Origin of the sequence: Phaeobacter sp. JH204B (assembly GCF_048055755.1) — a bacterium.
Lineage (GTDB): Bacteria > Pseudomonadota > Alphaproteobacteria > Rhodobacterales > Rhodobacteraceae > Phaeobacter > Phaeobacter bryozoorum.
The window spans coordinates 17,367-31,479 of the sequence record NZ_JAYMXF010000020.1 but is presented as its reverse complement, the minus strand read 5'-3'; the positions used below and the strand labels follow the sequence as shown (position 1 = coordinate 31,479).

Annotated in this window: 12 protein-coding genes; 6 read left to right on the top strand and 6 right to left on the bottom strand. The window is 65.3% G+C overall.

The window, feature by feature from the left end; all coding sequences use genetic code 11:
* Positions 1-2,619 carry an AAA family ATPase gene (locus VXL81_RS11835; protein ID WP_416554388.1) on the bottom strand — a complete coding sequence of 873 codons (2,619 nt, stop codon included), beginning with the start codon at positions 2,617-2,619 and terminating at the stop codon, positions 1-3.
* Positions 2,616-3,749, bottom strand: coding sequence for a metallophosphoesterase family protein (locus VXL81_RS11830; RefSeq protein ID WP_416536569.1), 1,134 nt, complete (start codon positions 3,747-3,749; stop codon positions 2,616-2,618). Before VXL81_RS11830 ends, VXL81_RS11835 begins: the two co-directional genes overlap by 4 nt.
* Before the next feature lie 219 nt (positions 3,750-3,968).
* On the opposite strand from VXL81_RS11830, the gene VXL81_RS11825 reads away from it, so the two are divergent.
* The 5 genes from VXL81_RS11825 (at position 3,969) to VXL81_RS11805 (ending at position 10,006) form a co-directional block, all read left to right on the top strand.
* The gene (locus tag VXL81_RS11825; RefSeq protein ID WP_340547478.1) at positions 3,969-4,634 is read left to right on the top strand and encodes a GntR family transcriptional regulator; all 666 of its coding nucleotides are present in this window, start codon (positions 3,969-3,971) and stop codon (positions 4,632-4,634) included.
* Between the two features lie 98 nt (positions 4,635-4,732).
* Positions 4,733-5,752: an ABC transporter substrate-binding protein gene (locus VXL81_RS11820; RefSeq protein WP_416540916.1), complete on the top strand. Its 1,020-nt coding sequence runs from the start codon at positions 4,733-4,735 to the stop codon at positions 5,750-5,752.
* Positions 5,753-5,851: 99 nt separating this feature from the next.
* Positions 5,852-6,619 carry an ABC transporter ATP-binding protein gene (locus VXL81_RS11815; RefSeq protein WP_416540917.1) on the top strand — a complete coding sequence of 256 codons (768 nt, stop codon included), beginning with the start codon at positions 5,852-5,854 and terminating at the stop codon, positions 6,617-6,619.
* Positions 6,612-7,460 carry an ABC transporter permease gene (locus VXL81_RS11810; protein WP_416554386.1) on the top strand — a complete coding sequence of 283 codons (849 nt, stop codon included), beginning with the start codon at positions 6,612-6,614 and terminating at the stop codon, positions 7,458-7,460. Before VXL81_RS11815 ends, VXL81_RS11810 begins: the two co-directional genes overlap by 8 nt.
* Before the next feature lie 329 nt (positions 7,461-7,789).
* The gene (locus VXL81_RS11805) at positions 7,790-10,006 is read left to right on the top strand and encodes an NADP-dependent isocitrate dehydrogenase (RefSeq protein ID WP_416554384.1); all 2,217 of its coding nucleotides are present in this window, start codon (positions 7,790-7,792) and stop codon (positions 10,004-10,006) included.
* Positions 10,007-10,122: 116 nt separating this feature from the next.
* Here the strand turns inward: VXL81_RS11805 and VXL81_RS11800 are convergent, their stop codons facing one another.
* From VXL81_RS11800 to VXL81_RS11790, 3 genes are all read right to left on the bottom strand, one after another.
* The gene (locus VXL81_RS11800; protein WP_416554382.1) at positions 10,123-10,821 is read right to left on the bottom strand and encodes a gamma-glutamyl-gamma-aminobutyrate hydrolase family protein; all 699 of its coding nucleotides are present in this window, start codon (positions 10,819-10,821) and stop codon (positions 10,123-10,125) included.
* Positions 10,818-11,864 carry an amidoligase family protein gene (locus tag VXL81_RS11795; RefSeq protein ID WP_416554380.1) on the bottom strand — a complete coding sequence of 349 codons (1,047 nt, stop codon included), beginning with the start codon at positions 11,862-11,864 and terminating at the stop codon, positions 10,818-10,820. The genes VXL81_RS11800 and VXL81_RS11795 overlap by 4 nt, the downstream gene beginning before the upstream one ends.
* A 161-nt stretch (positions 11,865-12,025) precedes the next feature.
* Positions 12,026-12,664, bottom strand: coding sequence for a LysE family translocator (locus tag VXL81_RS11790; RefSeq protein WP_416554378.1), 639 nt, complete (start codon positions 12,662-12,664; stop codon positions 12,026-12,028).
* Between the two features lie 191 nt (positions 12,665-12,855).
* Here VXL81_RS11790 and VXL81_RS11785 point away from each other — a divergent pair, with 191 nt between their 5' ends.
* The gene (locus VXL81_RS11785) at positions 12,856-13,326 is read left to right on the top strand and encodes a hemerythrin domain-containing protein (RefSeq protein WP_340547486.1); all 471 of its coding nucleotides are present in this window, start codon (positions 12,856-12,858) and stop codon (positions 13,324-13,326) included.
* 199 nt (positions 13,327-13,525) lie between these two features.
* On the opposite strand, the gene VXL81_RS11780 is transcribed toward VXL81_RS11785, so the two are convergent.
* On the bottom strand, positions 13,526-14,053 hold the full coding sequence (locus tag VXL81_RS11780) for a GAF domain-containing protein (protein WP_416544700.1): 528 nt from the start codon (positions 14,051-14,053) through the stop codon (positions 13,526-13,528).
* Between the last annotated feature and the right edge of the window lie 60 nt (positions 14,054-14,113).

The window sequence follows — 14,113 nt, the reverse complement described above, 5'->3', positions numbered from 1 at the left end:
TCAGTCGCGGCGGGCGGCGGGGCGGATCGCAAGGCTGGTGCCGCCCAGTTCGCGAAAGCTCTTCTGACGGCAGGAAAACACCAGAATTTGCAGATCATTGGCCTGTAGCGTCAGCGCGTCAAACAGCGCCTCGATGCGGGCATCGTCGGTATAGGCCAGCGCATCATCCAGAATGACCGGGATGCCGCGCCCGGATTTCGCCAGGAGCCGGGCAAAGGCCAGCCGCACCATCAGCGCCAATTGTTCCTGTGTGCCACCGGAGAGCTGGGTCAGCTGCTCCTCTGCGGCGCCGCGCGCCAGCTGGCTGGGCAGCACGCTGTCGGCATCAACCTGCACCTGTGCCTCCGGCCAGAGCCTACGCAGCAGCGGCGTCAGCTCGGCCATCAACGGCCCCAGATATTGCGCCTGCGCGCCTGCTTGCGCGGCTTCCAGCGCCTGATCCAGACGGCGCAGGGTGGCCACTTCGAAATGCAGCGCCGCCAGCGTGGTTTCGGCAACCGCCAGCTGATCGGTGACCTCGGCCAGTTCTTCCTCCACCGCGTGGCTGGCATGGGCGCTGACACGCGCGTCCAGAACCGCCAGATCGCGCGCCAGCGCCTGCAGGCGCGCCTGCGCCGTCTCGACCACCGAACGGGCACGCTGGCAGGCCGCCTGAGCCTGTTCCAGATCCGGGGCCTCGGCGGTCAGGCGGGCCTCTTCGGCGCGGGCCTCAGCCACGGCCTGCTCCAGCGCGGGCAGCCCGGAGCGGAGGGTTGCCAGCTCTGCCGTGGCCGCCTCGGCATCTCCCAGCGCCACGGTGGCGCGGGCCAGCTCGGCCTCGGCAGCCTCGGCATGGGCCAGCGCGCCATGGGCCTCTTTCTGAGCGGCGGCCTCTTCGGTGCGGCGCTGTGCAAGTGTGGCATCTGCGGCCAGTTCGCCAGCCTCGGCCCCGGCATGCGCCGCGTCCAGGTCGGCCCGGTCCGGCTCGGCCTCGCCCTCCGCATCGGCCTGCCCATCCGACCCAACCGGCAAGGCTGCGATCGCCGCGACCAGCGCTTCGCGCCCCTCCGGCGCGAGCGCCCGCTGGGTGGCCTCGCCCTCTTTCAGGCGGGCCGTTGCGGCATTGCGGGCATGATGCGCCCTGCGGGCCTGTTCCAGCGTTTCGAAACCCTGGTCGGCCAGAGCCCGCGCCAGGGCGATTTCGGCCTCGGACAATGCGCCGCTATCGCTGCCGCGCGCGGGATGCAGGGTCACGGTGGCAAGGCCCGGGATCTCCAGCCTGCCGCCATCGGGCAGGGCCACCTCTGCCCCCTCGTGCAGCGGTTCACCGTCAAGGCTCAGCCGCGCCTCGGCGCCGGGCAGATAGGCAACGCTGAGTGCGGCAGCGGAGGCGGCGCGGGCGTGGCGGGCCAGAGCAACCGACTGTGCCAGATCTTCCAGCCGGGCCATCGCGGCGGCTGTGACAGCCTCCTTGGCCCGCTGGCGATCGCCCACCAGATCTGCCTCTAGCGCATCGAACTGGGCCAGACGCTCGGTCAGCTCGGCACGGCGCAATTGAGCCTGCTGCGCAGCCTCGGCGCGCAGGGTGGCGGCGATGGATTTGCGGATCGCGGCAACGGCATCGCGCGCCTTGGCGGCGGCGAGTTCGGCGGATTTCAACTGTGCGGCGGCCTGTTCGGCGGTGCGGGCGGCGTCCTCCCGCCGCTCCGTTGCCTGCGTCAGCGCCTTGCTGGCGCGGGCATGATCCGCGAGGCGCGCCGTCTGGGTTTCGATCCGCGCCGCCTGCCCGTCGCGGCGCGACAGCGCCAGATCAAGCGCGCGGCGAGCCTGTTCGCATTGCTCTCGGTGCCGCTTGGCGGCGAGCAGCGCGGCTTCGGCAGCTTTCAGCCGGGACTGGCGGGCCGCCGTTTCCTGTGGTGCCGAGAGATCGGCCTGTTCGCGGCGCAGGAGCTGGCGCTGGTTCAGCAGCTGGCGCAGATCGGCGACCTGCCCTGCCAGAGTGTCGCGCTGTTCAGCCAGCGCCGCGACGCGGGCCTCGGCCTCGGCCAGCGGGCCGCCCTTGCGGGCACCGCGACTGGTCACCAGCCGGTCCAGATCGGCGCGCAGGCGGCGGCGCAGGCTCTCCATCTGCTGACCGCCGGTCACCGCCTCGACCTCGCCGCTGAGCGAGGACATCAGATCGCGTCGCGCCTCCAGCGTGTCCTTGGCATCGGCAAAATCGGTCAGCCCCTGTCGCAGCCAGAGCATCCCCACCGGGCCGTCCTTTGGCGGTGCAATGAGGTCGCGCAGCCAGGCCTCGGCGGCATCGGCCTGATGCAGCAGCGCGCCCTCCCGCCAGATCCGCGCGGCGCCTTTGCCGGAGGCTTTGGTAAAGGTCTTGGCGATGCGGTAGTGGCTGCCCTGATGGTTCAGCTCGACCTCCACCTCCGGGTCGCCGCCGGCATAGGGGGCCAGCGCGCGCACGTCCTTGTCCCAGGATTTCGCGTCCTTGAAAAACAGCGCCTGAAGCGCGTCGAAGATGGTGGATTTGCCCTGCTCATTAGGCGCGCTCAGCAGGTTGAGACCGGGGCCGATGCCGGTGATTTCAACCGGATCGACAAAGCGGCGCACATTGGTCAGGCGAACGGCCGTCAGCTTCATTCCGCGCCCTCCTGCACCGCCGCATAAAGCCGGTTCAGCGCCGCTGCGGCCACGTCGCGGTCGTCCTGCGCCAGCGCGCTGTTCCGGCTTTCCGCCATCAGGGTTTCGGCGGCGACCCGCAGCGCGCCGGCGGTGGCGATCTGGTCCAGATCCTCGGCCCGGTGTTCGATCCGCAGCGCCTCCTCGTCGAGGCTGAGATGGCAGAAGGCCGGGGCCTGCTCGGCCACGAAACGCCGCAGCTGCATATGCTGATCGGCGGTGACCCAGCCCCGCGCGCGCAGGCGGATCAGACAGTCGGGCCAGTCCGGCGGGTCGGCGGGCAGCGCGGCCCTGATCAGGGCGGTGATATCCTGCCCCGGAGCCAGATCCAGCGCCAACTCCTGCCAGTGGTACTGGCCGATCTCGATCTGGCGCAGCTGTGGTGGCTGACCCGGCCCCGGCAGATCCACCAGCAGGCAGCTGCCGCGGCCCGGATGTTTGAAGCGGTCCCGTTCCGGCGTGCCGGGATAGCGGCTATGGGCATTGAGGGTAAAATCGCCATGCCAGTCGCCAAGCGCCAGATAATCCAGCCGCGCGCTGCTGGCGCGGGTGGTGGCGATGGTCTCGGCACCGTTCTGGTCGCGGTCGAAATCGAGCACTGCGCCATGGGCCAGCCCGATGCGCAGGTGGCCCTCGGGCGTCTCGGCGCTCTCCATCCAGATGGTGCGATCCTGACCGGCAAAACGATGCTGACAGGGGGCGGGCAACAGCGTGGCACCGGGAGCCATCTCGACCGGGTCGGGCTGCATCAGCAGATGGACATTGTCCGGCGCATGGCGCGCCATCTCCGCCCAGAGCGGCTCGGCCGCGCCGCTGTCGTGATTGCCGGGGATGATCCACCACTGCACCGGCTCGGCGGCGGCCATCGCGGCCAGCGCCTGCCGGATCACCCGCGCCGAGGGGGTTTCGGTGTCAAAGAGATCCCCCGCAATCAGCACATGTTCCGCGCCCTGCTCTGCCGCCGTCTGCGCCAGCCGGGGCAGGATCCCCTGCCGGGCCTGTTGCAGCGCGGCGCGGGTTTCCTCATCGAACTGGCCAAAGCGTTTGCCCAGGTGCAGATCGGAGGTGTGCAGCAGGCGCAGGCTGGTCATGCGGAATGGGTCCTCTGGTGGTGGGCTTCACAGGTGAGTGACGTTCAGAAGTGACAGAGCCGCGCCGGGGCGTCAACGCGGGTCTGCACGGCGGGCTCAGGGCAGGTGTCGGGCGGTCGGCAGGCTGGCGGCGGGCAGCCACGCGGCGGGCAGAAGGATTGACAGACCCGCAATCACCCGGCAAAAATATTGGAGATTTTCCAAAATAGGGATCAAAGCATGTTTGGTCGGCGCCCCCGCTCGGAGGAAGATACGGTTGTCGCCGTGCTGGCGGCAGCGCTGCGGCGGGATATTTCCTTTGGCGTGCTGCGACCGGACCAGAAGCTGAAGATCGAAGCGCTGCGCCAGAGCTATGGCGGCTCCAACCATTCGATGCGCGAGACCCTACGGATGCTCAGTGCCGAGGGGCTGGTGGAGGCCACCGCCCAGCGCGGTTTTCGCGTCACCTCGGCGACCGAGGATGATCTGCGAGACATTCTGTTCATGCGACTGGAGGTGGAACGGCTGGGCCTGAGGATGGGGCTGGAGCGCGGCAACGTCCAGTGGGAGGGCCGGGTTCTGGCGGCGCATCACGCGCTGCGCCGCACCGAGGAAGCGCTGGTTGAGGAGGCCAATGACGCGCTGGCGCTGGATTGGGACATGGCCTGCCGGAACTTTGCCGCGGTGCTGGTGGAGGCCGCGCAATCGCCCCGGCTGTCGGATATGCAGCTGAAATTCTACGATCAGTCCCGCCGGTTCCGACTGGCGCAACTGCGCGAGGGGCGGCTCGATTTCGCCACCCGCGCGCGACAGCAGCAGGTGCTGGTCGAGGCTGTGCTGGCCCGCAATACCGAGGCCGCCATCGCGGCGCTGGAGATCTATGTGACCGGCGATATGGGCGGCTAACAACGGGCTGCGGTCAACGTGCGCCGGAAACCGAGACTAGATATCAGCGGGCCTGACGGACCCGATGGGACACCAACATAAGAGGGAGGATTTGAGAGATGACCAATTGGACACGCCGCCGCACGCTTGCAGCACTTGGCGGTGCTGCCGCAGCTGCGGGGCTGGCGACACCGGCGCTGGCAAGCAATCGCAAGATCGTGCTGGGCGCGCTGCGCTTTACCAGCCATTCAGCCAGCTTCATCGCGCAGGAGCGCGGATATTTCGCTGATGCGGGCCTTGACGTGGAGCTGCGGTTTTTCCAGGCGGCCTCGCCGATGTCGGTGGCGATTGCCTCGGGCGATGTGGATTATGCGATCACCGCGATGTCGGGCGGGCTGATCTCGCTGGCCGATCGCGGTGCAATCAAGGTGATCGGTGGCGCCTTGTCGGAGGAGCCGGGTATCGACGGGCAGAAGATTCTGGTCTCTGACGCCGCCTATCAGGCCGGGGTCACCAGCCCGGCGGCGCTGGACGGCAAGAGCTTTGGCATGACCACCGCCGGTTCCTCGTTCCACTATATGGGGTCGCGGATGGCGCAGAAGGAAGGTGTCTCGCTGTCCTTCAAGCCGCTGCAAAAGGTCGGTGCGATCATCGGCGCGCTGAAATCAGGGCAGATTGATGCCTGGTCGATCGTGCCTCATATCGCCAAGCCGCTGGCAGGATCGGGCGCTGTGCATATCATCGGTGATGTGGCGGACTATCTGCCCGACTATCAGGTGACGACCGTGTTCACCTCGGCCAGCAATGCCAGCGGTGAGCAGCAGATGACCCGCGATTTCCTGAGCGCCTACAGCCGCGGTGTCTCCGATTACAACGCCACCATGATCGACCGGGCCAGCGGTGATGCAGGCGTCGACCAGATGGTCGATCTGATCCACAAATATGTCTACGCAGATCGCCCCCGCGAGAAAGCCGCCAAGTCGATCATCAATGGCACCATGCGTCTGAACGAAGGGGCGGCGATGAACACCAGATCGCTGGCGGATCAGCTGGCATGGTTCCAGGCCGAAAAGCTGGTGGATGCGGATATCACGCTGGAGACGATCATCGACTCCAGCTACGTCGACACCATCGGCTGATCACCGGACCGGTGACGCACAACTGACTGTGCCGGTGACCCAGACCGGCACCAGCGCCGGGGCGGCCTGCCCCGGCCCTCTCATGCGCGGAGCAAGACTATGGATATTCGCCTGTCCGGGGTGGGCCATGCCTATGACGACATCCCGGTCCTACGGGACATCACGCTGGAGATCCCCAGCGGCAAGATCGTCTGTATCGTCGGCCCCTCCGGCTGTGGCAAATCCACCCTCCTGCGGTTCATCGGCGGGTTGGAACGCCCTAGCCAAGGCGAGGTCCTGCAGGTGGGGCAGCCGCCCGAGGGCAGTCTTAATCCGCTGACTTATGTGTTTCAGGATTTTGCCCTGCTGCCATGGCGCACGGTCCGGGGCAATATCAGCCTGGTGCTGGAGGATCACGGCATTCGCGGCGCGGCAGCGGCACGGATCATCGACGATGTTCTGGCGCGCACCAAGCTGAGTGATTTTGCCGAGGCGCTGCCCAAGCAGCTGTCGGGCGGGATGAAACAGCGGGTGGCAATAGCACGGGCGCTTGCCGTGAACCCGGCAGTGATGCTGATGGATGAGCCGCTGTCGGCGCTGGACAGCCAGACCCGCGAACTGCTGATGGATGATCTGGTCGCGCTGTGGACGCGCACGCCCTTCACCGCCGTCTATGTGACCCATAATCTGGCCGAAGCGGTGCGGCTGGGTCATGCCATCGTGGTCTTGTCCCGCCGTCCCGGCCAGATCCGCGAGATCGTGGAACTGGACACACCGCTGGCCGAGCGCGAGTTTGGCGATGCTGAGCTTGAACAGAAACAGAAATACCTGTGGCAGCTGATGCGTGACGAGGCGCGGGCGGCGGATGCGGAGCTGATGAATGTCTGACACCCAATTGGCCGGGGCGCAGCCCGGCAAGACGGCGGGCACCCCCGCAACACCGACGATCCGCCCGGTCCAGTTTCGCGGCGGCGGCTTTGCCCCTCGCGGCGGGCGCTGGGTGGGCGGGCTGGTCTTTGTGCTGCTGTTGCTTCTGGCCGAACTTGGCACCCGTCAGGGCTGGATTTCCAACCTCACCCTGCCGCGCCCCAGCGATGTGCTGGCGACGTTGCAGGAACTCTATGCCACCGGCCTGCTGTGGACCCACGTCAGCGTCTCGCTGTCGCGATTGGTCGTGGGCGCGGCCTTGGGGGCCAGCGTCGGTATTGGCGTCGGGCTGATGATCGGGCTGTTTTCCTATGTGCGCGCTGGGCTGGTGCCCTTGGTGGCGGCGCTATTTCCGATCCCGAAGATCGCGCTTTTGCCGCTGTTTGTGATCTGGTTCGGCATTGATGAGGGGTCCAAATATGCGCTGATCGCCTTTGGCACCTTTACGCCCACCGTCGTGGCCACCTATGGCGCGGTGGACAATGTCGACCGCTCGCTGATCCGCATGGGGCAGAGTTTCAACCTGTCGTGGCTGTCGATTGTCCGCAAGATCGTGCTGCCGGGGGCGATGCCCGGTATCCTGTCCGGCCTGCGCATCAGTCTGGCCATTGCCATCATCCTGCTGGTGGCCGCTGAAATGCTGGGGGCGGAGCATGGCATTGGTGCGTATATTCTGGAGGCCGGGTCGCTCTATGATCTGGAGCGGCTGTTTGCCGGTGTGGCGATCCTGTCGGTGCTGGGGGTGCTGGTCAGCAGCCTGATCGGGCTGATCGAACGCCACCTGCTGCGCTGGCGCAGCTGAGCGCGACCGAGTCGCGCATGTGACCCGCCCCTGCCTGTCGCAATCGCATAGAATCGAGGCCAATGGCGCCAAAACGCGCCAATAATCTCAAAAGCGCGGCAATCTGCGCCTCACAAAGCCCATGCCGGCAATTGCACCCGCGCGCGACCTGATTTACACGGGGGCCATATGAATGGCTGTTGTCCTTGCGGGCTGCCGGTCTGTCAGACCAGTTCTGACCCAAGATGACCGCCCGCCGCATCCTCACCGGGCAGCAGCACCCCGTCCATCAGGTGCAGCGCCGACCGCTCACCCAAGTTTCCGATATCGCTGAAAAAAGGTTGTGGAATATGGCAGAAAATTCGACCCCCGACATTTTGTATACCATCGTAGACGAAGCCCCTGAGCTGGCCAGCGCCTCTCTGTTGCCGATCATCCGCAGCTTTGCGAATGCGGCGGGCGTCTCCGTCGGGACCAAGGACATTTCGCTGGCGGGCCGCATCCTTGCGACCTTCCCCGAAGCGCTGAGCGACACCCAGCGTCAGAGCAACGATCTGGCCGAACTGGGCGAGCTGGTGAAGACCCCCGAAGCCAATGTCATCAAGCTGCCGAATATCTCGGCCTCGGTGCCGCAGCTGACCGCCGCGATTGCCGAGTTGCAGGCGCAGGGGTTCGACATCCCCGACTATCCGGCGGACCCGGTGACCGATGCGCAAAAAGAGATCCGCGCGCGCTATGACACCATCAAGGGCTCGGCTGTGAACCCGGTTCTGCGCGAAGGCAACTCGGACCGTCGCGCCGCCCGCGCGGTGAAGAACTTTGCCCAGAACAACCCGCATTCGATGGGCAAATGGTCTGCTGACAGCAAGACCAAAGTCTCCTCGATGCCGGGCAATGATTTCTACGCCAACGAAGTCTCCGCCACCATCTCCGCCGCGCAGGCCGGGACCGCGAAGATCGAGTTTGTCGGCAAGGACGGCGCCGTTACCGTGCTGAAGGACAGCTGGCCGCTGGAAGAGGGCACCGTTGCCGATGCAACCTTCATGTCGGCCAAGGCGCTGTCGTCCTTCCTGACGGATGCGATTGAAGACACCAAATCCGATGGCACCATGTTCTCGCTGCACATGAAAGCCACCATGATGAAGGTCTCCGACCCGATCATCTTTGGCCACGCGGTGAAGGCATGGCTGGGCCCGGTCTGGGACAAATACGGCGCTGAAATCGAAGCGGCTGGCGGCTCGGCGAACTCGGGCCTTGGTGCGGTTCTGGCAACCATCGACGGCCTGCCCAATGGCGATGCGATCAAGGCAGAGATCGCCGCGCTGGACCGTCCGTCCATGTATATGGTGGACAGCGACAAGGGCATCACCAACCTGCATGTGCCCTCCGATGTGATCATCGACGCCTCCATGCCTGCGGTGATCCGTGCCGGTGGCAAGGGCTGGGACGAAGCGGGCAACAAGGGCGACACCAACTGCGTGATCCCCGACCGCTGCTATTCCACCGTCTATGACGAGAGCATCAATTTCTTCAAAGCCAATGGTGCGCTCGACGTGACCACCGCAGGCTCCGTCGCCAACGTCGGTCTGATGGCGCAGAAGGCAGAGGAATACGGCTCGCACCCGACCACCTTCGAAGCGGCCGCAGATGGCACCATCCGTATCGTGCTGGCAAATGGCGAGACGCTGCATTCGCACGAGGTCGAGGCCGGTGATATCTGGCGCGCCTGCACCGTGAAAAAGGCCCCGATCGAAAACTGGATCCAGCTGGCGATGGACCGTCAGCGGCTGACCGGCTCCGAGGCGATTTTCTGGCTGGACGCCAACCGCGCCCATGACGCCGAGCTGATCAAATACGTGCAGCCCGTGCTGAACGCAGCCGGCGTTGCGGACAAGTTCCAGATCCTGGCACCGCGCGAAGCGACCCGCCAGAGCCTGGAAACCATCACCGCAGGCAAGGACAGCATCGCCATCACCGGCAACGTGCTGCGCGACTATCTGACCGACCTGTTCCCGATCCTGGAGCTGGGCACCTCGGCCAAGATGCTGTCGATTGTGAAGCTGATGAACGGTGGCGGGTTGTTTGAAACCGGGGCCGGCGGCTCTGCGCCCAAGCACGTGCAGCAGCTGGTTGAGGAAAACCACCTGCGCTGGGACTCGATGGGCGAATTCTGTGCTCTGGGTGAATCGCTGAACTTCCTCGCCGACAGCAAGGGCAACGCCAAGGCTGGCGTGCTGGGTGCCGCTGCCGAGGCGGCGACGCAGGGCATTCTGGATCACAACCGCTCGCCCTCGCGCAAGGTGGGTGAGCCGGACAACCGCGCCAGCCACTACTGGTTTGCCCGCTACTGGGCCGAAGCGCTGGCCGCACAGGGGGATGACGCCGAACTGGCCGCGCATTTCGCGCCCATCGCCGCAGAGCTGGCGGCCAAGGAAGAGCAGATCCTGTCGGAGCTGGCCGAGGTTCAGGGCAAGGCGGTTGATCTGGGTGGTTATTTCCACACCGATCCGGTGAAAACCGCCGCCGTCATGCGCCCCAGCGCCACGCTGAACGGCATTATCGGCTGATCACGCATCGGCGTGTTCGGGCGACATGCTGCCCCTAGACCATAGAAAACGCCCGGAGTGATCCGGGCGTTTTTTTCGTTCAGACTGCAAAGCCTCGGGGAAAGTGTCAGGGCCGATCAGCCGGCCAGGTCCAGCGCTTCGACCGGGTCGTCGCGTTTCGATCTCGCCGCCTCGACCAGCGCGCGAAAGAGGTTCAGATGGGCGGGCTGGTAGAACAGATGCTCAGGATGCCACTGCACCCCGACTGCAAACCGACGGCCCGGATCCTCGATCGCCTGCACCATGCCGGACTGATCGCGCCCGGTGACACGCAGCCCCTGCCCGAGGCTGCTGACCGACTGACTGTGCAGCGCGTTGACCTTCAGCTCAGGCACCCCGAGGATACGCCGCAGTGTGCTGTTGTTGGTAATCGTGACCTTCTTGCGGGGGAGCACTGTCTTGTAGTTTTTCAACCCGTAAAAGGCATAGGCATCCTGGTAGAGCGCGCCCCCGCGGGCTACATTCAGCATCTGCGCCCCGCGACAGATCCCCAGAACCGGAACATCCTGTTGGGTTGCCTGCCGCACGATATCAGCCTCAAGCGCGTCGCGCTCGGGGTCCAGACGGACCTCCGGCATGATCTGCCCCTTGTAGAGCGTTGGGGCGATGTCGTCTCCGCCACCGATGACCACACCATCCACCTGCGCCAGATCGGCGGCGCGGCCGCTTTGCCAGCGCACGGCGCGGCCACCGGCCAGCCAGATGTTCAGGGCCATCAGCGGAAAGATCCGCCAGCCGCTGCGGCGCGAAACGGTGACTGCAATGACCGGTTTCATGCGGCATCTCCTCGTGCTGCGGTGTTCAGGACGTCGGCCGCGTGTTTGGCCCATTCGCGGTTCAGCAGCTGTTCGCTGCGCGGGCGGCTCCGCCAGGCCTTGATCAGCTGGTCGAGCCGACCGTCGCGGGCGATCTGTTCCAGCTCGGCCCAGCGGTTCCATTCCTGGCTGATGGACCACCCTGGCTGGCCCAGACGGCAATCCGGCAGACGGTAGTGATAGGCCGGACGGGCGGCGGTTTTGTCATCCTCGCCCAGCGCGGCGCGCACGCGATCGGGCGCGTAATCGGCCAGCAGTGGCAGCAGATCCAGCGCGTGGTTTCTATCCGCCGCATGGTCGAGATAGAGGTCGCAGAGCGCCTCCATCGTCTGTGGCGGGTGCTCACAGAGGGCATCAATCAGCGCCGCCGGATAGGGCGCGATAAAGGGCTGCACCCGGCGCGACACGTCGATGCCCGGGCTGCGGCGCAGCACCGGATCCAGCAGAGCAAAGGCGGTAAGCACCGGGACGATGTGATCCGCCGTCATATCCGCTACTTCGACATTCAGATGTACGCCGAAGCCGTTCAGCACGCCGTCCTGCGTGCCCGTGGCCCCCGCCTCTGCCAGTTTGGAACACAGCCGATCCAGCTGCGGCAGCTGCGATTGCGCCAGCGGCGGGGTCACGATTTCAACAGGGATTAGCGGCTCTGCGAGGGAGAACAGCGCCTTGCCCAGCCCGTGGACTTCGGTCCGGTAGCGGCTGTCCAGATAGACCTCGATATCGCCCAGCCGGGTGTTCTTGACGTGCGGTTTCGGGCCATCGGTATCATCCTGCGCGTAGATGTCGCCGCCAAGTTCGCGCTGGACAATGTCCTGCGCCTCGGCGGCGGAGAGGCCACCGAACTCGATCTCGACGCCGACCTTGCGATCATCGGCGGCGGTGCGGGCCCCAGACATCTGCGGCAGCGATTTGACAGCGTCCTGCGCATCCGCGCGTCCCGCCGACCGGCCGTCAAGGGGAGAGGCAAAACCCGCCTCGGTACTCAGATCACTTTCCAACATAATGGGCTCCGTGCTCGCTCACAGACCCAACGTCACCGATGCAAAAATGTTCCACCCCTGCGGGCGCGGACACGATCCTCTCACGTTTTTTACGCTGCTTTGTTGATCGGGCGATCGGTCGAAATCCGCCGCGGGCAAGACAGGCCCCGCCGGATTAGCAGTCAGATCAACAGCATCCAGAGGCCGACAGCCGCCAGCAGCAGGGCAAACCCCCGGTTCATCTTGCGCGCCCGATCATCGCGGAAGATCCATCGTGCAAGCCCCTCGCCGATCCATGTCCAGATCGAAAACGCCACCAGATTGTTCAGCGTGAAGATCAGCGTGATGATCATGACCAGCCCCAGCTGTCCCGAAAAAAGAAGGGGCGCTGCATCATCGGCGGTGCGCGCAGGATCAGCGGGCGCCAGAAACTGGCTGAACATCACCGCAATGATCACATAGGCCTTCGGGTTCAGCAGCAGCAACACCACACCATCACCAAAGCGCGCCGGTCGCGCCTGCGCCCCTGAGGCCGCCCCGTCGGCGCCCCACATGCCCCAGGCCAGCCACAGGACATAGGCCGCCCCGGCCAGCGTCAGCCATCGAAACACCTCCTGCGAGACCGCCTGAGCCAGCAGGGCGCTGGATCCGATCAAGAGGGTCACCAGCGCCGTGGCGATATGATAGCCGGCCGTGGCCGGGATCATGGCGCGCATCCCGAACCGCGCGCCGTTGGCGGCAAAGAACAGATTGCCCGGTCCCGGGCTATAGGCCAGCGGGAACAGAAACACGAGCAGGGCAAGCGTCGTCTCAAGGGTCATATCAGCCTCACATGGCAATGCTGATCCTGACCTAATTGCACCGGCCATGGGTCGCGACCCGGATCCTGCGTATAATATTGCGGTCTGCGGGAACACTCCGCCCGGCTGCGGCGTTCTTTCCCTGTCTCCCGGCGGCCAGAGCCCTGGCGGGGAGGCTCAGCCCAGATAGGTCAATCAACCGGAGAGCCGCTATGCCATCCATCTATGACGCCATCAAACAGGACCATGACGCCCACCGCGAGTTGCTCGCCTCGATCGAGGACAGCAAGGTTGAGGCGCGCGGCGCCCTCTGGAAACGCTTCTACGAGGATGTGAAAAGCCACGCCGCCGCCGAGGAAGAAACCTTCTACTCAAAGCTGATCAGCCAGACCTGGGGTCAGGATGCGGCCCGCCATTCCGTGCATGAGCACCAGCAGCTCGACGATCTGATGGAAGAGCTCAACGTGATGAAAATGTCCTCCGACCTGTGGATGAGCAAGTTCCAGCAGCTGAAGCACGACTACGAACACCACATGGAGGAAGAGGAAAACGAGGTGTTTACCCGGGCCAAGGAGATCATCTCCGATGAGGAGATCGAAGGCTATGGCACACGTTTCCAGAAGCGCAAGGAAGAGGAACGCGGCCTGATTGACGAAAAACGCGAGGATAGCCTCGAAGACTGACGGCAGCGATCCCGGGCAGCCCGGCGTCAAGCCCGACGTCCAGCCCGGTGCAGGGAGGCAGATCCGGGCGGGGACCTCTCGGCGCCGCGCGCATCATACCGCCGACAAGAGAGAGCCGGCTGCCGCGCGGCTCTCTGTGTTGTCTATCCATGAGAGCCTGCGGGTCGGCGGGCAGGACTGCCTCGGCCTTCAGCGGCGATCAGAGCTGTCGCGCAACCGCCAGCGTTGCCATGGCGGGAAGCGTCAACAGCTCTTTCGCCTGCGCAACCCGCGCCTGCGTGTAGTACCCCGGCTCGTGCAGGATATTGATGGTCGCGGCCAGTTCCCCCTCCAGCAGAACCGGCAGGTTGATCACCGCGCCACAGCCCAGCGCGCCGATCAGCTCAGCGTCGGGAAACACCGCGTCGATCTCTTCCAGCGTATTCGCAACGAAACTGCGGTGCTGACCGTGGACGATATCGAACCAGCTGTTCATCTCGATCGGTTTGGTGCCGGAGGTCGGGTAATTCACACTGTCGTCGGTATAGGTGCGACAGGCCAGCATCGCGCCCATATCCACCGTCATCACGGTGAACAGCTTTGCCCCAACGGTGGCCTTGGTCAGCGCGCAGATTGCATCATAGGCCGCCTCGGCCGTTGTGGCGGCGGCCAGCGCGTTGGTGAAATGGCGCAGCGCCTCGGCGGAGGCATCGTCTGTTCGGCGGCTGCGCATGTTATCGTCGGGCATCGGGTCTGTCCTTTGGCATGGGGTCGGGTCTGCTGTCGTGATTGATGGTCAGTCCGGCAG